General features: G+C 29.1%; 18 protein-coding genes and 1 riboswitch. Of the genes, 5 read left to right on the top strand and 13 right to left on the bottom strand.

Features of this window, described 5'->3' with window-relative positions; translation table 11 throughout:
- Positions 1-186: 186 nt before the first annotated feature.
- The 5 genes from G9F71_RS12365 to G9F71_RS12345 form a co-directional block, all read right to left on the bottom strand.
- Entirely contained in the window at positions 187-942 is a 756-nt protein-coding gene (locus G9F71_RS12365) for an ABC transporter ATP-binding protein (RefSeq protein ID WP_164951107.1), read from the bottom strand.
- Complete coding sequence (locus tag G9F71_RS12360; protein ID WP_164951108.1) at positions 923-1927, bottom strand: ABC transporter substrate-binding protein; 1005 nt, start codon at positions 1925-1927, stop codon at positions 923-925. Before G9F71_RS12360 ends, G9F71_RS12365 begins: the two co-directional genes overlap by 20 nt.
- Before the next feature lie 37 nt (positions 1928-1964).
- Positions 1965-2741: an ABC transporter permease gene (locus tag G9F71_RS12355; protein WP_164951109.1), complete on the bottom strand. Its 777-nt coding sequence runs from the start codon at positions 2739-2741 to the stop codon at positions 1965-1967.
- The gene (locus tag G9F71_RS12350) at positions 2713-3003 is read right to left on the bottom strand and encodes an MTH1187 family thiamine-binding protein (RefSeq protein WP_125000761.1); all 291 of its coding nucleotides are present in this window, start codon (positions 3001-3003) and stop codon (positions 2713-2715) included. Before G9F71_RS12350 ends, G9F71_RS12355 begins: the two co-directional genes overlap by 29 nt.
- 128 nt (positions 3004-3131) lie before the next feature.
- Positions 3132-3239, bottom strand: a riboswitch (TPP riboswitch).
- A gap of 105 nt (positions 3240-3344) precedes the next feature.
- Positions 3345-3644, bottom strand: a complete 300-nt coding sequence (locus tag G9F71_RS12345; RefSeq protein ID WP_164951110.1) for a hypothetical protein — start codon at positions 3642-3644, stop codon at positions 3345-3347.
- Between the two features lie 136 nt (positions 3645-3780).
- Here G9F71_RS12345 and G9F71_RS12340 point away from each other — a divergent pair, with 136 nt between their 5' ends.
- The 4 genes from G9F71_RS12340 (at position 3781) to G9F71_RS12325 (ending at position 7212) form a co-directional block, all read left to right on the top strand.
- Positions 3781-4791 (top strand): patatin-like phospholipase family protein, encoded by a 1011-nt coding sequence (locus G9F71_RS12340; protein WP_164951111.1) that lies wholly within the window; start codon positions 3781-3783, stop codon positions 4789-4791.
- A 193-nt stretch (positions 4792-4984) separates the two neighbouring features.
- Entirely contained in the window at positions 4985-5845 is an 861-nt protein-coding gene (locus G9F71_RS12335) for an SDR family oxidoreductase (protein WP_164951112.1), read from the top strand.
- A gap of 243 nt (positions 5846-6088) precedes the next feature.
- Entirely contained in the window at positions 6089-6562 is a 474-nt protein-coding gene (locus G9F71_RS12330) for a PleD family two-component system response regulator (protein WP_164951113.1), read from the top strand.
- A 95-nt stretch (positions 6563-6657) separates the two neighbouring features.
- Positions 6658-7212, top strand: a complete 555-nt coding sequence (locus G9F71_RS12325) for a sensor histidine kinase (RefSeq protein ID WP_164951114.1) — start codon at positions 6658-6660, stop codon at positions 7210-7212.
- A 190-nt stretch (positions 7213-7402) separates the two neighbouring features.
- Here the strand turns inward: G9F71_RS12325 and G9F71_RS12320 are convergent, their stop codons facing one another.
- The 8 genes from G9F71_RS12320 to G9F71_RS12285 all read right to left on the bottom strand — a co-directional run bounded on the left by G9F71_RS12320 (position 7403) and on the right by G9F71_RS12285 (position 21434).
- Positions 7403-7798 carry a response regulator gene (locus tag G9F71_RS12320; RefSeq protein WP_164947072.1) on the bottom strand — a complete coding sequence of 132 codons (396 nt, stop codon included), beginning with the start codon at positions 7796-7798 and terminating at the stop codon, positions 7403-7405.
- 16 nt (positions 7799-7814) lie between these two features.
- The gene (locus tag G9F71_RS12315) at positions 7815-8168 is read right to left on the bottom strand and encodes a response regulator (RefSeq protein WP_164947073.1); all 354 of its coding nucleotides are present in this window, start codon (positions 8166-8168) and stop codon (positions 7815-7817) included.
- Positions 8169-8537: 369 nt separating this feature from the next.
- Complete coding sequence (argH, locus tag G9F71_RS12310) at positions 8538-9854, bottom strand: argininosuccinate lyase (RefSeq protein WP_164951180.1); 1317 nt, start codon at positions 9852-9854, stop codon at positions 8538-8540.
- A 42-nt stretch (positions 9855-9896) separates the two neighbouring features.
- Complete coding sequence (locus G9F71_RS12305) at positions 9897-11099, bottom strand: argininosuccinate synthase (protein ID WP_164951181.1); 1203 nt, start codon at positions 11097-11099, stop codon at positions 9897-9899.
- A gap of 64 nt (positions 11100-11163) precedes the next feature.
- On the bottom strand, positions 11164-11895 hold the full coding sequence (locus G9F71_RS12300) for an amino acid ABC transporter ATP-binding protein (protein ID WP_318011068.1): 732 nt from the start codon (positions 11893-11895) through the stop codon (positions 11164-11166).
- A 15-nt stretch (positions 11896-11910) separates the two neighbouring features.
- Entirely contained in the window at positions 11911-12558 is a 648-nt protein-coding gene (locus tag G9F71_RS12295) for an amino acid ABC transporter permease (protein ID WP_164951116.1), read from the bottom strand.
- A 14-nt stretch (positions 12559-12572) separates the two neighbouring features.
- A complete protein-coding gene (locus G9F71_RS12290) occupies positions 12573-13364 on the bottom strand; it encodes an ABC transporter substrate-binding protein (protein WP_164951117.1) in 792 nt (263 codons plus the stop codon).
- A gap of 558 nt (positions 13365-13922) precedes the next feature.
- The gene (locus G9F71_RS12285) at positions 13923-21434 is read right to left on the bottom strand and encodes a non-ribosomal peptide synthetase (protein WP_164951118.1); all 7512 of its coding nucleotides are present in this window, start codon (positions 21432-21434) and stop codon (positions 13923-13925) included.
- Positions 21435-21748: 314 nt separating this feature from the next.
- Here G9F71_RS12285 and G9F71_RS12280 point away from each other — a divergent pair, with 314 nt between their 5' ends.
- The gene (locus G9F71_RS12280) at positions 21749-22459 is read left to right on the top strand and encodes a 4'-phosphopantetheinyl transferase family protein (protein WP_164947078.1); all 711 of its coding nucleotides are present in this window, start codon (positions 21749-21751) and stop codon (positions 22457-22459) included.
- The last annotated feature ends 80 nt before the right edge of the window (positions 22460-22539 follow it).

The raw sequence follows: 22539 nt of genomic DNA, 5'->3' as shown, positions 1-22539 counted from the left end.
GAACATGAAGATAAATACCAAGTCAAAAATACGATTTATATTGACTTAGTATTTATCTTCATGTGACTTAATATTATATTTTATCACAATACTAATTTTTCATACCTTTTTTATGCACATAAAGATAAAACACCCAACTTAATTATTTTAAGGTGGATGTTTTATTGGGTTGTTTTTTAAGATTCCTTATAATGTTTGTAAGATAATTCTCTTTATTTCATTGAATTTTTCTGATGTAACTATATCCGCAGTTCTATTTTTAGGTAAATCAACAATTATTTCTTTTTTTATAGTTGCTGGTTTATCTGATAATACATATATTCTATCAGATAAAAATATTGCTTCCTCAATATCATGAGTTATAAATATTATGGTAGCTTTTAGTTCTTTAATCACGTCTATTAGCCAATAGTGCATCTTTGATCTAGTAATTGCATCAAGTGCACCAAAAGGCTCATCTAGCAGCATAATATCCGAGGATGACATATATGTTCTAAGCAATGCGGCTCTCTGCCTCATACCTCCAGAAAGCTGAAATGGATATTTATATTCAAAGCCCTGGAGTCCAAAAGTTTTAAAATGAGTAAGCACCTCGGCCCTTGCATCTTTTTTAGATTTCCCTTTTATTATAAGAGAAAGTGTAGTATTGTCCACAATATTTTTCCAAGGTAATAGCAAGTCCTTTTGATGCATATAACTTACCTTTTCAATATTACCATGGCATTCTCGTCCGTCAATTATAATTTCACCTGAATCTTGAAGTAAAAGACCTGATATAATATTGAAAATAGTACTTTTACCACTGCCACTTGGTCCTAGTAGACTTATAAATTCATTTTCACTGGCATAAAAGGAAACATCATTTATTATATCCATACTTCCAAAGGTTTTTTTAATATTTGATACCCTTAATTTTTCATTACTAGTTTGGTAAGTACTCATTAGTAAATGCCTCACTTGCCTTCATATCTTTTTGTATAAGCTTTCTGTCTAAAAGAAATTTGGTGTAATTATTCCAAACTGATTCTTTCATTTCACCCCATCTTTTAGCTTCAGCTTTATACTGTCCTTTTAAATATTTTTGACTCTCCACAGCAAGAGCTTTATCTGTCTCTGGTGCATTTTTCAATAAAATTTTAGCACTTTCCTCAGGTTTTTCCATACAATATTCATATCCTTTTGTAACAGCTTTTAAAAATTTCTTTGCTATTTCTGGATTTTCTTTTAATTTATTTTCATTAGCTATAATTACTGGAGTATAATAGTCTAAATCATTATTTAATTTTCCAATATCAATATAGTCAATAGGAATATTTTTAAGCTTAGCTTCTATTCCTGTCCATCCATAAAATATCCATTCAAAATCAATATTTTTCTTAGTTACAGCAAAGAAATCCTCTGCTCCTGCATCCACTGTCTTTAATTTTGAAAAATCAGCATTATCCTTTTTCATAAGGGCTTTTAATATTGCAGTTTCGGAAGGAGATCCCCATCCACCATAGGTTTTACCTTCAAAATCCTTGGGCGACTTAATGTTTTTACTCACAGGTGCTGCAAATCCTGAAGTGTTGTGTTGAATTATTGTAGCTATAGCCTTTATTGGAAGTGGATCTTTAGCACTTCTAGCATAAGTTACATCTTCTTGATAGCTTATACCAAAATCTCCTTTACCTGCAGCAATTAAAGTTGAAGTACTCCCCTGTGCAGGCTGGATAATCTGCACATCAAGTCCTTGTTCTTTAAAATATCCATTGTCTTTTGCTACATATAATCCAGTATGATTAGTATTTGGTACCCAATCTAAAATAACTGTAACCTTTTTTAAGGTTTCTTCCTTAGTTACACTTTCTTTTTTTGTACCACAACCTACAAATAAAACTGCAGTCATTGAAGCTATTAATAATAATGAAATTGATTTCTTTAGCATTTTATTACCTCCAAGTAGAATAAAATATTATATAAGTTTAGTTTTTCTTATCTGCTTTATTTCTACTCCAAGGAGTAAAAAAATATTGTAATAAATACAAGAGCCCAAATAGTCCCATGCTTAATAATACAATAATTATAATTACTGCAAAAACTTTATCAAGGGCATATGAATTTTTAGCTCTAATCATATATACCCCAAGGCCCTTATCTCCTCCTAGCCATTCTCCAATAACTGCCCCCATAATGCTATAGGTCGCGGCTATTCTAAGTCCTGAAAAAAAGTTCACAGTAGAGGCTGGTAGCTTTACCATTGTAAAAATTTTAAACTTACTAGCTCCCATGGTCTTTAAAAGGTTTATCATATCCATGTCCACTGATTCTAAACCATCCATCAAACTAATAACTATAGGAAAAAAACATACTAGTACTACCACAATAATCTTAGGCAATGTTCCAAAACCAAACCATATTACAAAAAGTGGTGCTAAAGCAATAATAGGAATGGTTTGAGATACTACTAAAATTGGATATATGCATTTTTTGATAAGCTTTACATTGTCCATTAATATAGCTAAAATTAATGCGAGCAAAATTGATATTGTGAATCCAATCAAGGCTTCACATAATGTTGCATAAATATGTTTAGTAATACTAGGCAATATATTAACTAAGGTAATAATAATGTCTTTTGGTGAAGGCAATATGTACTGTGGAACCTTCCACTTATCTATAGCTATCTGCCATATAAAAAGAATTACTAATTGAAAAAATATAGGAATGAGCTTATTTTCTATATTTATATGTTTTTTCATTCATAGTCACGCCTTCAGCTTTATAATCTATTTTCACTATAGAAACAACTCTAGCCGCTCCTTGCTCTACACAAATTTCTTGAGCCATTTTTACTATATCCAAAAGCTTATCTAGTTCACCCTCCATAGTAGTTTCCATTGGCCCTACCTCATATTTTACTCCACTAGCTTGAATATACTCTATAACCTTGTCTACCACAGGGTAGATTCTTTCCTCTGCCACCACTGGTATAACTTGAAGACTTACATTTACAACTGACATTTAAATTCCTCCTTAGTCATCACCTAGGGTGATGCATTATTAAAATAAAATAAACCCTTAGCTCTTAATTGAACGAAGGGTTTTTTAATTCTATAACTTTGCACCGTTATAAAGTCTTATTTAAAACTAAGTGCAAATCATATTTTCCCTCCGCCGGCATTACCCAATTCAGGTTATAAGGGTCGAAACATAAATGTTTCCTCTCAGACAAAATATTGACTCCCCTAATTTTTAATGTTTAGTTACTTTACAAATTCATATTACCTTAAGTTTCTTTTAATGTCAAAGAATTTTAAGATATTATTGATTTTTCTATGATTTTAAGATATTATTGATTTTTCTTAATGGCTCATATTGTTTTCAAAATTTTTGATATGTTCTTTAAGTTCGTCTATTTGTTTTTGCAAATCCTTATTGCTACCCTTAGTATCATTTTTTCCATTATCTCCACATTGGGTATCTTGCTGCGCTTGGAGATTTTGAGCTTGAGCTGCAATTATCAAAATGATCTGTGCTACACCTACTAAAAAATTTCCTACTACATTTTGTTGATTAACATTAAGCTTTTCAGCAATTAAAATCCCTACTACTGTTGCTAATGTAGCCAATTCACAAGGTGTGTATTCTTCTATATTTTTCATTGATTGCCTCTTTTATAAAATCATTATAATATATGATATTCTTTTCATAAACAAGGGTGTAAATATAATTTATTTTCGATAATATAGGTCATGGAAATCTACTTGTTCATATATTACTCATAAAGGGGTGTTATATATGGACATTTATAATAAGAGAAAATTTGCAGATGTAGTGTTTGAAGGTGGTGGGGTTAAAGGCATTGGTCTTGTAGGTGCCTTAAAAACATTTGAGGATAACGGGTATGCTTGGAAGAATATTTCAGGAAACTCTGCTGGTTCTATTGTTGCTGCACTAGTTGCAGCAGGTTACTGCGCTGAAGAAATAAAAAAATTAATGATACAAATTGACTACAAGAGAATTGCTGATAAAAGTCATTTTAATATTCCTATATTATCTAATACTTGCAATCTACTATTTAAAAAAGGCATTTTTAAAGGTGATTATTTGAAAAACTGGATTGATGAAGCTCTTTTAAATAAAGTTCAGCTTAAAAAGGGAAAAAAAGTAACCTTTGGAGACTTGGTTATCCCAGAAGAAAAAGGGATTCTTTTAAATAATAAGAAGTATAAAAGAAAATACAAGCTTCATATTATAGCAACGGATATTAGCCGTGGGAAGATGCTAATATTGCCAGAAGACATTGCTGAATACGGTATAAATCCTGATGATTTGGAAGTAAGTTTGGCAATTAGAATGAGTATATCTATTCCCTATTTTTTTCAACCTGTAAATTTGAATGATGCAAATTCTAATAAAAAGTCTTTCATTGTTGATGGCGGGGTTCTAAGTAATTACCCAGTTTGGATTTTTGATGTAAATGGCATCCCCAGGTGTCCAACCATTGGTTTTAAGCTAGGAGGAAACAAAGAAATCCGAGAACATAAAATCACAAATATTTTGAATTTCACTAGTTCAATTATTGAGACTATGTTAGAAGCACAGGATGATATTCATATAAGAGAAATGGATTATCTACGAACTGTAAAAATCAATACTCTTGATATTAAAACCACAGACTTTAATATTTCTAATAAAAAAATTATGGATTTATATAATTCTGGTGAAGCTTGTGCCTGTGAATTTCTTAAAAATTGGGAAGTTAATTATAAAAAGCATTCACTCCTTAGAAGTAATTCTTATAAATAATAATTATTATTAAAACACAAAAAAATTATCCATATTCAATATTTTATTTATCCAATAATAATAAAAACTGAAAAGCACCTTTAGCTTACAAATAAATTAAAGGTGCTTTCTTGTGTTAGAATTAGTAACTAAACTTAGTCACAATTCAAAATTTATGATATTATGGTTATAAAGAAAAAATGAGGTGATTTAAATGAAAAAGATATTATTAACAGGTGCTAATGGTTTCTTTGCATCAAGGTTCTATACATATTATAAAAATAAATACGATATACTTCCATTAACCCATAGTGACTTAGATATAACAGATGAAAGCAAGTGTTTAGAAATAATTCGAATTTTTAAACCTGACTATGTAATACATACTGCCGCCATTGCTGACACAGGTTTGTGTGAAAGAAATCCAGAACTATCATATGAAATAAATGTTAAAGGTTCAATTAACATTGCTAAAGCTTGTAGTTTAACAAAATCTAAATTAGTATATTTAAGTTCTGAACAAATTTTTAATGGCAATTTAGAATCAGGCCCCTATAATGAAAATCATATTCCAATGCCTAATACAGTTTACGGAAAACATAAACTCCAAGCTGAAGATGAATTAAAAGGAATTATTGATGAACTATGGATTTTAAGATTTAGTTGGTTATTTGGATTTCCAGAAAAAAATTGCAGGGTAAGTTCTAATATTCTATGGAATGTCGTATCTTCTGTTTTAAAAGATAAGAAAATAAAATTACCCGTAAATGAATTTAGAGGGATGACTTATGTTTATGATTTAATAGAAAATTTCCATAAAATTTTAGATTTCCCCTATGGAATTTATCACACAGGAAGTGAGAATGATTTAAGCACTTATGATATAGCATTGCTCATATTAAAAGAAATTGGATTAGGTCATAAAGCAGATAATTATTTAGAAAAAGATACTGATAGATATAATGACCATCCAAGGGACCTTCGAATAAGTAATGATAAATTAAAAAAATATGGTATTGATTTGCCCGAAACTGTAGATGGCATTAAAAATTGTCTTAGAGATTTTAACTACTAAAAAAACTAGTTATAACTATCTATTTGTTATTCTAATTTGCTCCTCTTTCTTTTAGCATTTTATTTTTGCAAATTTATTGCACATTCAACTGAAAGTGGTTGCGTTATTTATGTTATTAATCTATATTTTTAAACATATTGTACTACACTTGAAAATTTGATTTAATGACCTATCAAAAATATTGATAATCTAGATATAAAAATTAATTGTAAGATAAATGTGGAATTTATAATGGGGGTAAATATGAATAATCAAAAACAATTTTTAATTTTAGTTGTGGAGGATAGTTCTTTAAATTTACAAATTATTAGTGATATTTTAAATAGCAAAGGATACAAAGTTGCAATTGCTAGAAATGGATATGAAGCATTAAATTTCTTATTAGAAAATACCCCAGATATTATTTTATTAGATATTATAATGCCTGGTTTAAATGGAATAGAATTATGCTATGAAATAAAAAAAAGTATAAAAATAAAAAATATACCAATTATATTCATTAGTGCTCTTACAGATATATCTAGTAAGGTAAGTGGGTTTAAGGCAGGTGGAGTAGACTTTATTACAAAACCTTTTCAAAAGGAAGAAGTATTAGCCAGAGTTCAAATTCACCTTGCATTAAAAGAATCTATGGAAATTATCAAGGAGCAAAAAAAACAATTAGAGGAGTCAATTATATCTAAGAATCATTTTTTTCCATTATTGCACATGATTTAAAATCACCCTTTAATGGATTAATTGGAATAACTGATTTTTTTTCCAAATCCATTGAAGAATTTGATAAAGAAGAGTTAGCCCTGCTTGCATTAGATATGAATAAGACAGCAATAAATTTATATAGATTATGTGAAAACTTACTAGATTGGGCTAGTTTACAAAGAGGCACTATGACCTTTACACCTGTAAAATTTGAACTACAAAATTTAGTTAAAGACTGTGTTGAAGTACTAAAATATAATTTTACACAAAAGAAAATCATTATGAAAATAGACGTAGCAAAACAAAATATAAATTGTGATTATGATATGATACATACTATAATGAGAAATTTAATTTCCAATGCAATAAAATTTACAAATGTAGGCGGATGTATAACAATTTCATCTAATTATTTAGATTCAGGCTTTATAGAAGTTTCAGTTGCAGATACTGGAGTAGGAATGGACCCCGGTATTCTCTCCAAATTGTTCCGAATTGACATAAAGCACGGCACAGTTGGAACTGAGGGAGAATCAGGTACAAGTTTAGGATTAATTTTATGTAAAGAGTTAGTAGAAAAAAACAGTGGCAAAATATGGGCCATAAGCACCCTGGGGCAAGGGAGTTGCTTTAAATTCACAATACCTAGCGAAAATATTTTTATATAAGAATAGAAAAAAATATATCCAATCAGGAATTGAGATTTTAAATTTAAATTATAGGAAGGAGATAACTTGCGTTATCTCCTTCCTATAATATAGAGTTTCTAATTCATTTTGCATAGTGATATCCTTATCTAAAATTTTAGGTCTATTTTTTGTTAGAATCTTCACTACTAACGCCTCCAACAGTTTTTCTCTATACTATAAGGCCTAAGTTTCTCATAACAACAATAAATTTATCTGTTTCAATTGGTTTTGATGCGTAGGCTTCACAGCCTGAATCATAAGCATTTAATACGGTTTCTTTATCATTTAATGCTGTGGTCATAATTATCTTTACTTTTTTGTCTTCTTCAACGCCCTTTTGTTTTTCAATATCTCTAATGGATTTAAGCGCCCTCATTCCATCAAGTCTTGGCATCATAATGTCAAGACATATTAAGTCATATATATTTTCATCTTTTATTGAATTTAAGTAGGCATCAATGGCTTCTATGCCATCTACAACAACTTCACATTCTCCATATTTAGAAAGAAATTTTTTCATAAATAATCTACTTGTAAAGTCATCCTCTGCTATTAATATTCTCATTGATAACACCTCTTTATTAAAATTTATTAAAAGCTTTTACTATTGTTTCTTCAATAAATGGTTTTATTACAAAGCCTAATGCACCTGCAATCACAGAATCTCTCACAATTGTTTCTTGTCCCATTGCAGAAATCATCATAACCTTTGCACTCTTATCAAAGGCCTTTATCTGTTTTAATGCCTCAAGTCCATCCATAACTGGCATTGTAATATCAAGAGTTACAATATCCGGTTTAAGAAGTTTATATTTTTCAATAGCTATTTCTCCATTTTCAGCCTCTCCAACTATTTCAAATCCGTTTCTTTCAAGCATAGTTTTCAATGCCAATCTCATAAACATCGCATCGTCTGTAATCAAAACTCTTTTCACCAAACTCATCTCCTCTAAAACTTTATTATAATATCAACCGGTAAAAAAATTCATTCATTTACATCAAAGCTACAATTTAGTTATTGGGAATTAGTACTGTATTACACTTTATTACACTATTTTACACTATTTTACACTATAACATATTATACTACATAGTTAAACATATATCTATCGAATTTTTAAAATATTCAGTTTATTCATTGAATCATATTAAATTACAACAACATAAAATTTAGTGGCAATCCAGATTTTATGTTATTGTAGCTATTTTACTTTCCAAAACCTCAGCAAAAAAACACGCAACAGGTTTGTGGGAACCTGTTGCGTGTTTTTATTTAAAAAGCTTATATTACAACCTTAGAGCATTTATTTCATCTCTTTTTTTATGCCTCGACTTAAAGTATTCTCATAATCTATAAATTCATATACATCTTGAGCAAATAAATCGCTAAAGCTCTTCAGTTCCTCTAATGTTAAACCTTCTATAGCCTTATGTTGCTTTTCACAATGTAACACAATAGCGCCTATAACTCCATGAGCATCTCTAAATGCTAATCCCTTATTTACAAGGTAATCTGCAGCTTCCGTAGCATTTAAAAAACCTGTTTTAACTGCGTTATACATATTATCCTTTTTAATTTTAAGACTACTTAGCATTCCATTCATAATCTTTATTGATTTTAAAACTGTGAAAGCTCCATCAAAGAAAGGCTCCTTATCTTCTTGCATATCCTTATTGTAAGCCAGTGGAATTCCTTTCATAGTGGTAAGTAAGCTCATTAAATCTCCATATACTCTCCCGGTTTTCCCTCTTATAAGTTCTGCTGCATCTGGATTTCTTTTTTGTGGCATTATACTGCTACCAGTAGAGTATTCGTCACTAATTTCAATAAAATTAAATTCCTTACTACTCCATAAAATAAGCTCCTCACTTAATCTACTAAGGTGCATCATTATTATAGAAAAACATGATAAAAGTTCTAATAGATAATCTCTATCACTTACCCCATCCATAAAATTATCTACTGGTTTTTTAAAACCTAGTTCTCCCGTTGTAAAATCTCTATCTGTATCATAGGTTGTGCCTGCTAGTGCGCAGCATCCAAGAGGATTTTCATCCATAATGTCAATAGCGCTTATAAGTCTTTTCACATCCCTAGATAGCATATTATAGTATGCCATAATATGCTGTTTAAAGGTTACAGGTTGTGCTCTTTGCAGATGTGTATAACCAGGCATTATAACAGCATTATCATTTCCTAATTTTTTAATAGTACATAAAATAGCACCTAGATTTTCAATAACTTCCTTTGCTTTATGTTTTGAATATAATCTCATATCCACAGCAACCTGATCATTTCGACTTCTTGCTGTATGAAGCTTTTTGCCAACATCACCTACAAGCTTTGTAAGTTGTATTTCCATAAAACTGTGAATATCTTCATAATCACCTTCAATTTTTAATTTACCATCTTGAATATCTGATAGAATAGAATTTAAACCATTAACAATAGTATCGCACTCTTTATTAGTTAAAATGCTACATTTTGCAAGCATTTTAACATGAGCTATACTGCCCATAATATCTTCATAATACAATCTTTTATCAAAGCTTAGAGAACTATTAAAGTCCTCCATAAGACTGCTTTCTTTTTCAATAAATCTTCCACCCCAAAGTTTCATATATATCACCCGCTAAGCCTTCTATAGATTTTGTAATTTTGCTTAAATATTATTTAAATGTTTGTATGCCTTAATTTTACTTGGCAATGAAAATAAGTTTATAAATCCTTCTGCATCCTTATGATCATATAGTACACTTGAACCAAAAGAAGATATACTTGCATCGTATAGTGCATTAGGCGATTCTTTACTTGCTACCATAATATTTCCTTTATACAACTTTAATTTAACAGAACCTGTTACGGTTTCTTGAGTCTTATCTACAAAGGCATCAAGGGCTTCTCTCATAGTGCTAAACCAAAGTCCATCATAAACTAATTCTCCATATTTCTGTGATACTTGATATTTAAAGTGCAATGTATCTTTATCTATAGTTATTTCCTCAAGTTCTTTATGAGCTGCATAAAGAACAGTACCACCTGGTGTTTCATATATTCCTCTTGACTTCATTCCTACAAGTCTATTTTCTACTAAATCTACAATACCTATTCCATTTTCTCCACCGATTTTGTTTAATATTGAAACGATATCTATTGGCTCTAATTCAATTCCGTCTACTTTTATCGCAATTCCCTTTTCAAAATATATATCTACATATGTAGCCTCATCTTTAGCTTTTTCTGGAGGTGTAACCATAAGATACATATCTCTTTTATGGTCATTTTTAAAATCTTCAATATCTCCACCTTCATGACTTGCATGCCATAAGTTTTGGTCCACTGAATATATTTTTTCTTTGGTTACTGCTATTTCTATACCGCGAGCATTGGCGTAATCTATAGCATCTTCTCTTGATTTTATATCCCAGATTCTCCAAGGAGCAATAATCTTTATTGTAGGATCTATGGCTGCTATGCCTACCTCAAATCTAACTTGATCGTTTCCCTTACCAGTACATCCGTGGCATATATATTTTGCCCCTTCTTTATGAGCAATTTCTACAAGCTTTTTAGCTATTAATGGTCTTGCAAAAGCTGTACCTAACAAATATTTTCCTTCATATGTAGCATTTGCCTTAACCCCTTTAAATACGTAATCTTTTATAAATTCAGCTGTTACGTTTTCAATATATATTTTTTTAGCCCCTGAGCTTAACGCCTTTTTCTCAATTGCCTTCATATCGTCCTCTTGGCCAACATTAATGCAAGCTGCTATAACATCCATATCATAATTTTCCTTAAGCCAAGCTATTATTATTGAGGTATCCAGGCCTCCTGAATATGCTAAAACCACTTTATCTTTAATTATTTTTTCCATTTTTATATCCCCTTTCGATTTTGCTTTTATATTTTAATATCTTAGGTTTAATCTAAAGTATTTTATTTAGGAACTCTTTAGTTCGCTGCTCTTTAGGAGCAGTAAAAAATTCTTCTGGAGTTCCCTCTTCTACTATTTTTCCTCCATCCATGAAAATGACTCTATCTGCCACTTCCTTTGCAAACCCCATTTCATGGGTTACAACCACCATTGTCATGCCTTCTTTTGCAAGATCTTTCATTACTCCTAAAACCTCTCCAACCAGCTCTGGGTCTAAGGATGAAGTAGGTTCATCAAAGAGCATTATGTCAGGTCTCATAGCTAGGGCTCTTGCTATAGCTACTCTTTGCTTTTGTCCTCCTGATAATTTTGATGGATAATTCTCTAATTTTTCACTAAGACCCACTTTTTCAATAATTCCCGCGGCTCTTTTTAATACTTCTTCGCGGGCTTCTCGCTTAACAGTAATTGGAGCCTCAATTACATTTTGGAGTACAGTCATATGATGAAACAAATTAAAGTTTTGGAATACCATTCCTACTTTTTCAATAGTATTTCTCATATGTTTTTTATTTTTTACATCCAGTTTTTCTCCTTCAATAAAAACCTCTCCCCCGTCAGGGTTTTCAAGGTGATTTAAGCATCTTAAAAACGTGCTTTTTCCCGAACCAGAAGGTCCTATTATAACTAGTACTTCTCCTTTTTCAACCTGTACATTTAAATTTTCAAATACTGTTAAGCTTCCGAATTTTTTAGTTAAATTCTTAGTTTCTATCATATACACTCCATATCACCTCTATTAATATACTGACAGTCTTTTTTCATAGTATGAAAATGCTGTAGTAAAAATTGTTGTCATTAAAAGATATAAACATCCTGCTATAAAGAAAGCTTCTAGCGGCCTAAAGCTTGATGCGTATAAAAGCTGCGCCGACCTCATAACTTCCACCATAGTTATAGTAGCAACTAGTGATGTATCCTTAAGCATTGTTATAAACTCATTACCTACAGATGGAATTATTATTTTAAAGGTTTGAGGTAATACTACTCTTTTCATAGTATCAAAGTAAGTGAACCCCAGGGACTTGCAAGCTTCAAACTGCCCTTTATCTACTGAAAGTATTCCACCTCTTATTATTTCTGCCATGTAAGCACCTGAATTTAAACTAAGTCCTATTATTGCTGCTTGAAAGGCTGTAAACTTAATACCTACAAAAGGCAATCCAAAATAGAAAAACCATAATTGAAGTAGCATAGGTGTTCCTCTAAAGAGCCAGGTATAAAACCCTGCTGCCGTACCCATTAACTTATTTTTAGAAAGCTTTAATATGGCTGTAACCATGCCTATTAAACTTCCAACTACTACTGATATAAGAGTGAGTTCTAGTGTTATTAAACTTCCTTTTAATAACACAGGAAACATATCCTTTAAAATATTTATATCCATTGTTGTCCTCCTAACTATTTCTTATATGCATCAAATCCAAACCACTTTTGTGAAAGCTTAGAGAGCGTTCCATCTGATTTAAGTTCATTAAGGGCCTTTTGCACAGCTGCTTTTAATTCCTTATCTTCCTTCTTAAATCCAATTCCTATAGGTTCTTCGCTAATTCTGTCCTGTAAAACCACAAATTCACCTGGTTTCTTTGATACATAATATCCTCCAACTTGAGCATCCATAACTACTGCATCTACTCTTTTAGATGATAACTCTTGAAAGGCTTCTGTAATTTTGTCATACTTTTTAATTTCTTTTAATCCCTTTATTCCGGTGGCTGCAGCATCTCCTGTAGACCCTAGCTGACACGCTACTATTTTACCCTTTAAGTCTTCCAAACTTTTTATTGATGTATTCCCTTGTTTTATAGCAATAACCTGGCCACCCATTAAATAATTGTCTGAGAAATCTATACTTTCTTTTCTCTTATCCGTAATACTGAGAGCTGCAAGTATAATATTAAATCTCGATGAGTTAAGAGCTAAAAGTATTCCATTAAAATCTGTAGTAGTGTACTCTATTTTCACTCCTAATTTTTTTCCTATTTCATTTGCCAAATCTACATCAAACCCTACTAAGGTGTTTTTAGAATCTCTAAATTCCATTGGAGGATATGAATCATCTGTTCCTATAGTTAGTGTGCCCGCTTTTTGAACTGCTTGTAGAGAATTCAATTTTTCCTGTTTTTGGCCGCATCCTACAAGTAATGAACCTGCCATAGTAACCATTAATACAATTGACATGATTTTTTTCATTTGTACCACTCCTCCATTTATATAATTCATTTGTGGATATTTATACATTTTTATGTATAGTGCATATTCTTATCTTATATCTGTATTTTAGTCGTTTTACAACCAATATCATTGATTTGTCTGCCTTGTTTTTATTTATTATATACTGGTTTTTATAATAATGCAATACTTTTTCTTTATATTTATTCATTTTATATAATAATTATGCATAGAAATTAATAAAAACTTGCCAAACCAACTGATTTTACTGAGTTTTAGTTATGATAGATCACCATTATTAATGTTGTTTTTAATCACTTAAGAACTTAAATGTTTTAAAGTTATTTTAATAACATCTTACTAATTTTTCTATTTCCAAATACGTATTACGCCTGTAATGTGTAAGCATATTACAGATGCAATGCGTATTGGGAGAATACACCTTTCACTGCTAAATATGCGTATTAAAAAACACGTCACAGGTTCAATTATCTGTGACGTGTTTTATTTATAATTGCTTTTTGACTACTCTTCAATATTAAAGCATCCTTAAAACTCAACTTTAAAAAAACTTACAACTTATAAAAATTTAACTTTTTCACAATGCTCTAGCATTTTTTTTATAGCAAGTTCATCTAGTTTACCCCATTCAAAGGCTAATTTTTTCAAAATAAAATCTGTTCTTTCGCTAACAGTTATAAATGATGTTAATTGATCATCATCAAGTAACCCAAAATGAACCATAATATTATCAACATATTCTCTTAACTCTTCATCTTCACCTTTTGAAGAAATGTAGGCTAAAAATTCTTCTATATCTTTAAGTTTGATATTTTCATATTTCATTTTTAATACTTGCGCTAAGTAACTAGTACTAACTTTATTAGGATTTTCTAAATGAAAAGCTTCATTATTTAAGTTGTTCTTATTAAAAAGAAGAACAATTGCTTTAGAGAGCTGATCTACAAAACAAAAATCAAGTGTATTGCCTTTTATATTAGGCACACAATTAAGTTTAATAAAAGATTTTATATTTTGATAAAAAGCATTTTCATTTATATTTTCTTGGAATAATCCAGTTTCATAATTGAATGTAACATTTCCAACTCTAAATATTTTAGTATTTAACAAGTTTTTCCCCGCTTGTTCTACTAATTTTTCAGCCTCTAATTTTGTGCGGACATATACATTGTCACACTCTTGACCTATGTCAATATTTGATTCAGAAAACATAACTAAATTTGTATTAGGAATGCTTCCATATGCAACACTCATAGTAGATATTTGGTTAAAATCTTTTCTTACGCCTTTTTTAGCAAACTCAAGAAGTCGTTTTGTACCTAGAACATTTACATCATAAGAATCCTCATATTTTCCATAGTGCTTTACATTAGCAGCAGAATTAATTATACAATCTATTTCCATACAAAGCTTATCATAAGTATAATTATCCATTCCTAAATATTCATCGGATATATTGCCTGTTAAGATATTTATTCTATGCTTATACCTTAGATAGAATTCTTTTCCAAAATAGAAATCAGTTTTCAGTGTAATTCTTTTTTCAGCTTCCATAGTATTTATTCCTCTTAACAATAAATGTATTGTACTATTTGTACTAAATATAAGTTCCTTTAAAATATTTATACCTACATATCCCGTGGCACCTGTAAGCAAAATATTTTTGTAGGATATTTCAGAATTTAGATTTAATTTTTCATATTTTTGTATGTCTTCTATATATGAATCGTATATAAGTTTTATAGATTGAGGCATTACATTATCATCAAGTTTCATAACGGCAATCATATCTTGAACCTCTTTGTTTTTCAAAAGTAACTTCTCTTTTTTATTTTTAATGTTCGAAGCTAATTCTTGTATAGTCGGATATTTAAATATATCATTTATCGCGATAATAAACTCTTTTGATAATTTCGAAACTACTGAAATAGCTTTTAGAGAATTACCCCCAACATCAAAAAAATTTGAATTAATACTTATTTTTTTTATCCCTAATATTTCACTCCATACTATTGAAATTTTTTCATCAATATCATTTCTTGGTGCTATATATTCTGCATCTATATTAGATAAATCAGGAATAGGTAGGGCTTTTTTATCAACTTTTCCATTTAAATTAATAGGCATATTTTCAAGTTGCATTATATATGTCGGAATCATATATGTTGGAAGTTCCTTTTTCAAAAATGCCTTCAATTCTTTCGAAGAAATTTTCTCTTCACTAACAATATATCCGCATAAATATTTGTTTCCGTTCTCATCTATTTTATCTATTACTGCTACTTCTTTTATTTTTGAATGTTTTAATAATTGCGCTTCTATTTCTCCAAGTTCTACTCTGAAACCTCTGATTTTTACTTGATAATCAATTCTTCCCATAAAATCTATATTTCCATCTGGTAACCACTTTGCAAAATCACCTGTTTTATATATTTTTTCTCCTTTTACATAAGGATTTTCTATGAATTTATCTTTTGTAAGTTCTTTTCTATTTAAATATTCTCTTGCTACTCCATCTCCACCTACACACAGCTCACCTGGTACTCCCATTGGAAGTAATTTATTATTCTTATCAATTATATATGCTGTTGAATTTGATACCGGTTTACCTATTGGTACAGCCTTATTTTCATCCCATTCGCCCACAACTTCATACACTGTAGAAATTACTGAGTTTTCTGTTGGGCCATATGCATATAAAAGCTTCAAGCTTTTATATACTTTGGTTATTTTACTTACTTGCTTACTTGACAGAACATCTCCACCAACTAGTAAATATCTTAAGTTTTTAAATAGTTCTATGTTATTTTGACTATATTGATTAAATAGTGGTGTTGGCATAAGCATTATTGTTATTTTATTTTCATTAATATAAGTTTCTAATGCGGCCTCATCAATTATTAAAGTTTTATTTTCAACATGTAATGATGCACCATTTAATAATGCAATCCATATTTGAAATACTGAAGCATCAAAAGATAGTGAACCTGATTGTAAAATTTTATCACACTCTTGAATTTCAATATAATTTGGATTATTAACAACCTTTATCAAACTTCTATTTTCTATACATACTCCTTTAGGTTTTCCTGTTGAACCTGATGTATAGATTACATATGCTAAATCTTTATAAGTATTTATTGTTTTTAAATTCATTAAACTTTCCTTTTGAATTTCTTCACTTTGAAACTTAATTAGCTCTAAATTAAGTTCATATAAATTAAAATTTTCAAAATGTTCTTCTTTACCAATTACTATACTACAATTACAATCACAAAGCATATATTTTATTCTAGATTCTGGATACTCTTCGTCAACTGGAAGATATGCTCCACCAGCCTTTATTACAGCTATCATTGATATTATAGCGACTATACTTCGGTCACATATTACCGGTACTATGCTATCCGTAGTTACACCTTTATTTCTCAACAAATGTGCTAACTGATTTGCCTTTTCATTTAATTCTCTATAGGTAAGCTCTTTTCCATTAGATACAAGTGCCACTTTTTCTTGTGATTTTGCTACAATTTGTTCAAATAACTCTTTAATAGTAATGTTATTTAGATATTGACGTTTTGTATCATTGAACTTATTAATTATTAAATCTTTCTCATTTTTAGATAAAATATCAATTTTACCAATAGGGGTATCTAATGCATTAAGCACTTCTCTTAAAATATTTTGATAATGTTTTGAAAAGTTCTCCATTGTTTTTTTGTTGTATAACGATGTTTGATATTCTATTACACCTGATACTTTTTCATTATTTTCTTTAAGTATCATGGAAATATCAAATTTTGATGTTTTATTCTTTACTTCATAACTTGCTATTTCTGTATTTTCAAAATTTAAAGCGTCAATGGCTAAATTTTGAAATGAAAAAATCACATCAAAAATAGATGATTTATTTATTTCTAATTTTTCAATAATATTTTTAAGGTCATAATCTTGATTTTCGAATGCCTTTATAGAATTTAACTTTACTTCGCTTAAGAAATTTCTGAAATTCATATTAGCATTTAATTTATTTCTTAAGGGCAGTGTATTTACAAACATACCTACTGTATTTTTTAAATCTTCGTGTGTTCTTCCAGCAACTGGAGTTCCTATGATTAAATCTTCTTGTCCACTATATTTATATAGAAGCACATTATATGCTGCTGTATAGAACATAAACTTTGTTACGCCTAAACTGTTTATAATCTTATTTATTCCACTGGATATAGTCTTGTCTATTCCAAATTTTAAAGAAGTTCCTTCAAAATTTCCAGTGGAACGTTTTTTATAATTCGAAGATATGTTAACCACAGGCAGTTCCCCTCTGAACTTGTCAGTCCAGTATTTTTCTTGAGTTCCTAATAATCCATTTTCATAGGATTTGTTTTGCCAATTTGAAAAATCTTTATATTGAACTTTTGTATTTTCAAGTTTTTCTCCGTTATATAAGGCAGATAATTCTTTTATTATTATGCCTATTGAAACGCCGTCAGAAATAATATGATGCATATCAATGGTTAGCATAACTACATCACAAAACTCAACAATTGTAGCTCTAATAAGAGGGCTTTTGCTTAAATCAAATGGTTTTAAAAATTTATAAGTGTCACATTCATTTATATCAAAGTTTTCATTGGTTTTTGTACATTCAACTTTTAAATCTACTGTATCATCTATCTTTTGGAATACATCACCCTTAATTATATGAAAGCTTGTTCTTAATGCTTCATGTCTATTTATTAATTCACAAAGAGCTTTTTCAAAGCGACATTTATCAAATTGACCTTTAATTAAATATGCAAAAGTCATATTATAGTTTGTACTGCCTATATCCATTTGGTTTACTGCATACATTCTTTTTTGAACTGCTGATGCTTCATAATAATCGGTTTCATCAGCTTTTTCTATTCCTTTAAAGTTTGAATTGTTACTATTTTCAAAAAAGTCTTTAGGTTTTACTGCCATTTCATTTAAATATTCTGCTAATTCTTCTATGCAAGGCATAGCAAATATATCTGATGCACTAATTTTCAGCTTAATCTCTTTATTAATTTTCGAAACTAAATTTACAGCAATTAAAGAATGTCCTCCTAATTCAAAAAAATTATCTTTTATGCTGATTTTTTTAGTATTGAATATTTTGCACCAAATATTTGCAAGTTTTTCTTCCATTTCATTTCTAGGTTTAATAAATTCTACATCACTCTGTGATAAGATAGGAAGAGGAAGTGCTTTTCTATCAACTTTTCCATTGCAATTAATAGGCATTTTTTCAAGTTGCGTTATATATGATGGAATCATATATAAGGGGAGTTCTTTTTTTAAAAATTCCTTTAATTCCTTAGAAGAAATTGTTTCTTCACTAACAAAATATCCGCACAAATATTTATTTCCATTTTCATCATCTTTATCTACTACTGTAGCTTCTTTTAATTTTGAATGTTTTAACAATTGTGCTTCTATTTCTTCAAGTTCTATTCTAAAACCCCTAATTTTCACTTGGTGATCCATTCTTCCTATAAAATCTATATTTCCATCTGGTAACCTTCTTGCAATGTCACCCGTCTTATATATTATTTTGCCCTTTACATAAGGGTTTTCTATGAATTTTTCTTTTGTAAGTTTTTCTCTATTTAAATATTCTTTTGCTATTCCATCCCCACCTAGACACAATTCTCCTGATACTCCTATGGGAAGCAAGTTGTTATTTTTATTCATTATGTAGGCGGTTGAATTGGATATTGATTTACCTATTGGTACAACCTTGTTTTCATCCCATTCACCTACCACTTCATATATTGTAGAAATTACTGAGTTTTCTGTTGGACCATAGGCATTAAAAATTTTTAAATTTTTATATGTCCTTGTTATCTTACTTACTTGTTTGCTTGACAAAACATCTCCGCCTACTATTAAGCCCTTCAAATTTTTAAATAATTCTATATTATTTCGACTATATTGATTAAATAGCGGTGTTGGCATAAGCATCATTGTTATTTCATTTTTGCTAATATAATTTTCTAGAGCATCATCATCAATCATTAAATTTTCATCTTCTAAATGTAAGGTCACACCATTTAATAAAGCAATCCAAACTTGAAACACTGAAGCATCAAAAGATAGTGAACCTGATTGAAGAATTTTATCATGCTTTTGGAGTTCAATATAACTTGGGTTATAAGCAAGATTTACCAACCCTCTATTTTCTATACACACTCCTTTAGGGTTTCCTGTGGACCCTGATGTATATATCAGATATGCTAAATCCTCAGGTGAGTTTATATTTTCAAGATTTTGTTTGCTTTCTTTAAATGTTTTTTCGCTATTTAAATCTAATAATTCTATATTTGTTTTTGCGAAAATCGCTTTACCTAAGTGATGTTTTTTAATTAATAGTATTTTACTGCTACTATCTTCAATCATATATTGTATTCTTGCCTCTGGATAATCTTCATCTATTGGAAGGTATGCACCCCCACTTTTTATAATGCCCAATATTCCAATTATCGTCTCTGCACTTCTATCACATAGTATGGGAACTATAGTGTTTCTTATTATTCCTTTTTTTCTTAATAAATTAGCAATTTGATTTGCTCTTTCGTTTAATTCTTTGTAAGTTAGATGGTTACCATTTGATACAATTGCAATTTTCTCTTCTAATGTTATACTGGTTTCTTCAAATAATTCTTTTACCGTTTTGTGTTTGGGATAATCCATTTCTGTATTATTAAATTCCTTTAATATTTTAATTTTATCTTCTTTTGAAATTATTTGTATTTCAGAAAGTTTTATATTTGAATTAATGATTATTTGATTAATAATTATTTCCATACATTGAAACATTGTCATAATTTCTTTTTCAGTATAATCCTTTATTCTATAATTAATTTCAAACTCGATGTCCTCATTTTTCACAAATTCCTTAGCAAGTATGTGAAGAGGAACATTTAAAGAATCTTGAGGAAATACTTCATTTTCAATACTTATTTTAGAAGTACTCCCGCTGTCAAATACATAATAATTTACACAAAGTTTAAATAGGGAATCAAATCCTTTTTTCTTTAGTTTCAAATCTTGAACCAATAAATCATAAGGATATTTTTGATTGCTGTAACAACTATTAAGCTCAGTGTTGATACTATTCAAAAATTCATCATAGCTAATATTATTAGCTATGTTTATTCTTAAAGGCATTGTTCCAGTAAACATCCCCATTGTGTTTTTTTGTCCTTCATTACTTCTATTAAAAGTTGCCACAGCCAATGTTATATCTTTTTCCTCAAGTATTTTATTAATATATATAGCAGAAACAGAAATTAAAAATCTATTCAAAGATATTTTATGTTCATTTAAAAAGATTTTAAGTTTTTTTGAAGTGTCATTCTTTAATATAAATCTTTTGATTTTCCCTTGAATGTTTTTTGAATTTACATATAAAGAATTCTCGTTTAAACTTGAGAATTTTTCATTCCAAAAATGTTTGTTTTTTACAAATTCATTTGAAGCCAAATATTTTTTTTCATAATTTACAAAGTCTATATAAGAATTTTCAACATCATTTGTTATAAGGTCTCCTTTATTTAATTTTTCGCAGATATCATTAATTTGCCTAAGTATTAGATTTACAGACATACCATCTAAGATGATATGATGTATAACGAAAAATAATCCCATTTTTTCATCGTTGATTTTATATATAAAGAATTTAAATAATAATTTATTTTCTTCATATAAATTTTTTTTAGATTCTATTTCACAAAATTCCTTAAATTTTTTTTCAATGTCTTTATCATCATAATGACTAAAATCTAGAAATGGAATATCAACAAATTCATAAGGCTTTACATATTGATATGGTTGTCCATTATTTTCACAAAAATTTAATCTTAATGAATCATTTTTTTCAATAATTAAATTTATTGCTTTCTCAAGTAGGAGAATATTAAATTTTTTGTCTATATTAATTTTACGTACAATATTATGCATTGATGTGTGAGGAAATAATAGTTCATTGTACCATATTCTTTTTTGTGGATGAGTTATCTCATGCTTTTTATTAATATTAATCATAAAGCGCCTCCAAAATTGTATACAAATAACATTCGTTATTTGTATATTTGTTGCCAAACATATATACTGTAATATGAAAATTTGTAATATTTTAAGATACAATTAGATATTTTACATTATTGTACCTATTATGTCAACACTCTCTCTTTTTAATTCTCTGCTTTTAGAAATAGAAATAATGCGCTCGTGGATATTATTGGTATATTGGTGTATACTGTTAATTTCCCAAGTATATTATTAAGCATCCATTCAAAAATAGCATTAGTTGTTTTTATTTCTTTAAAGGCTGAAAAACATATGGAGGTCAGATATGCATGGATATATATTCCGTTAATATTATTAATAAATTAAATGTGGGATTATACGATAATTTTTTATCGCTTATTGATGATGCTAAAAAGACAAAAATAAATAAATTTAAAAATAGTGATGATAAAATAAGAACGCTAATTGCCGATATATTAATTAGAAGTATTATATGTAACAAATTACAAATTTTCAACAAAGAAATAAAATACGAATATAATATTTATGGTAAACCTAAATTGAAAGACAATAAGGATTTTCATTTTAGTGTATCTCATTCTGGTAATTGGGTTATTGCTATTATAGATAATAAACCTATAGGCATTGATATTGAGCAAATATGTCCAATTAATTACATTGATATAGCTAAAATATCGTTTAACTATGATGAATATAATTGGTTATTATCTCAAAAAAAACAAAAAAGACTTGAATGCTTTTATAAATTATGGACATTAAAAGAAAGCTATATAAAAATGACGGGAACAGGTCTAGCAACGCCTTTAGATTCATTTTCTATATTATTTGATACGGAATATAATATTTCTATAAAAAATGAAAGCAATTCTGCAAGCGAAGTATATTTTAAAACATATACAATTGATAAAAACTATAAGTTAGCTGTATGTTCTGAAAATAATGACTTTACCTCCAAAATTAATTTTATGAATTATGAGATGTTATATAAAAAGCTCTTGTTTGCCGGAATTACATTATAATTCTTTAATTAACAACTTAATATTCACAATAAAAAAAACACGTAACAGGCATTGCTTTACCTGTTACGCATTTTATTAAC

It is taken from the genome of Clostridium sp. FP2 (assembly GCF_011065955.2).
Classification (GTDB): domain Bacteria; phylum Bacillota; class Clostridia; order Clostridiales; family Clostridiaceae; genus Clostridium_AD; species Clostridium_AD tagluense.
Note: the sequence above shows the minus strand (reverse complement) of the source record. Positions and strands in the feature narration are given on the sequence as shown.

Coding starts and splice junctions, on each gene's coding strand:
- G9F71_RS12365 (WP_164951107.1), bottom strand. CDS start 942: ATGAGTACTTACCAAACTAGTAATGAAAAATTAAGGGTATCAAATATT.
- G9F71_RS12360 (WP_164951108.1), bottom strand. CDS start 1,927: ATGCTAAAGAAATCAATTTCATTATTATTAATAGCTTCAATGACTGCA.
- G9F71_RS12355 (WP_164951109.1), bottom strand. CDS start 2,741: ATGAAAAAACATATAAATATAGAAAATAAGCTCATTCCTATATTTTTT.
- G9F71_RS12350 (WP_125000761.1), bottom strand. CDS start 3,003: ATGTCAGTTGTAAATGTAAGTCTTCAAGTTATACCAGTGGTGGCAGAG.
- G9F71_RS12345 (WP_164951110.1), bottom strand. CDS start 3,644: ATGAAAAATATAGAAGAATACACACCTTGTGAATTGGCTACATTAGCA.
- G9F71_RS12340 (WP_164951111.1), top strand. CDS start 3,781: ATGGACATTTATAATAAGAGAAAATTTGCAGATGTAGTGTTTGAAGGT.
- G9F71_RS12335 (WP_164951112.1), top strand. CDS start 4,985: ATGAAAAAGATATTATTAACAGGTGCTAATGGTTTCTTTGCATCAAGG.
- G9F71_RS12330 (WP_164951113.1), top strand. CDS start 6,089: ATGAATAATCAAAAACAATTTTTAATTTTAGTTGTGGAGGATAGTTCT.
- G9F71_RS12325 (WP_164951114.1), top strand. CDS start 6,658: ATGAATAAGACAGCAATAAATTTATATAGATTATGTGAAAACTTACTA.
- G9F71_RS12320 (WP_164947072.1), bottom strand. CDS start 7,798: ATGAGAATATTAATAGCAGAGGATGACTTTACAAGTAGATTATTTATG.
- argH (WP_164951180.1), bottom strand. CDS start 9,854: ATGAAACTTTGGGGTGGAAGATTTATTGAAAAAGAAAGCAGTCTTATG.
- G9F71_RS12295 (WP_164951116.1), bottom strand. CDS start 12,558: ATGGATATAAATATTTTAAAGGATATGTTTCCTGTGTTATTAAAAGGA.
- G9F71_RS12290 (WP_164951117.1), bottom strand. CDS start 13,364: ATGAAAAAAATCATGTCAATTGTATTAATGGTTACTATGGCAGGTTCA.
- G9F71_RS12285 (WP_164951118.1), bottom strand. CDS start 21,434: ATGATTAATATTAATAAAAAGCATGAGATAACTCATCCACAAAAAAGA.
- G9F71_RS12280 (WP_164947078.1), top strand. CDS start 21,749: ATGGATATATATTCCGTTAATATTATTAATAAATTAAATGTGGGATTA.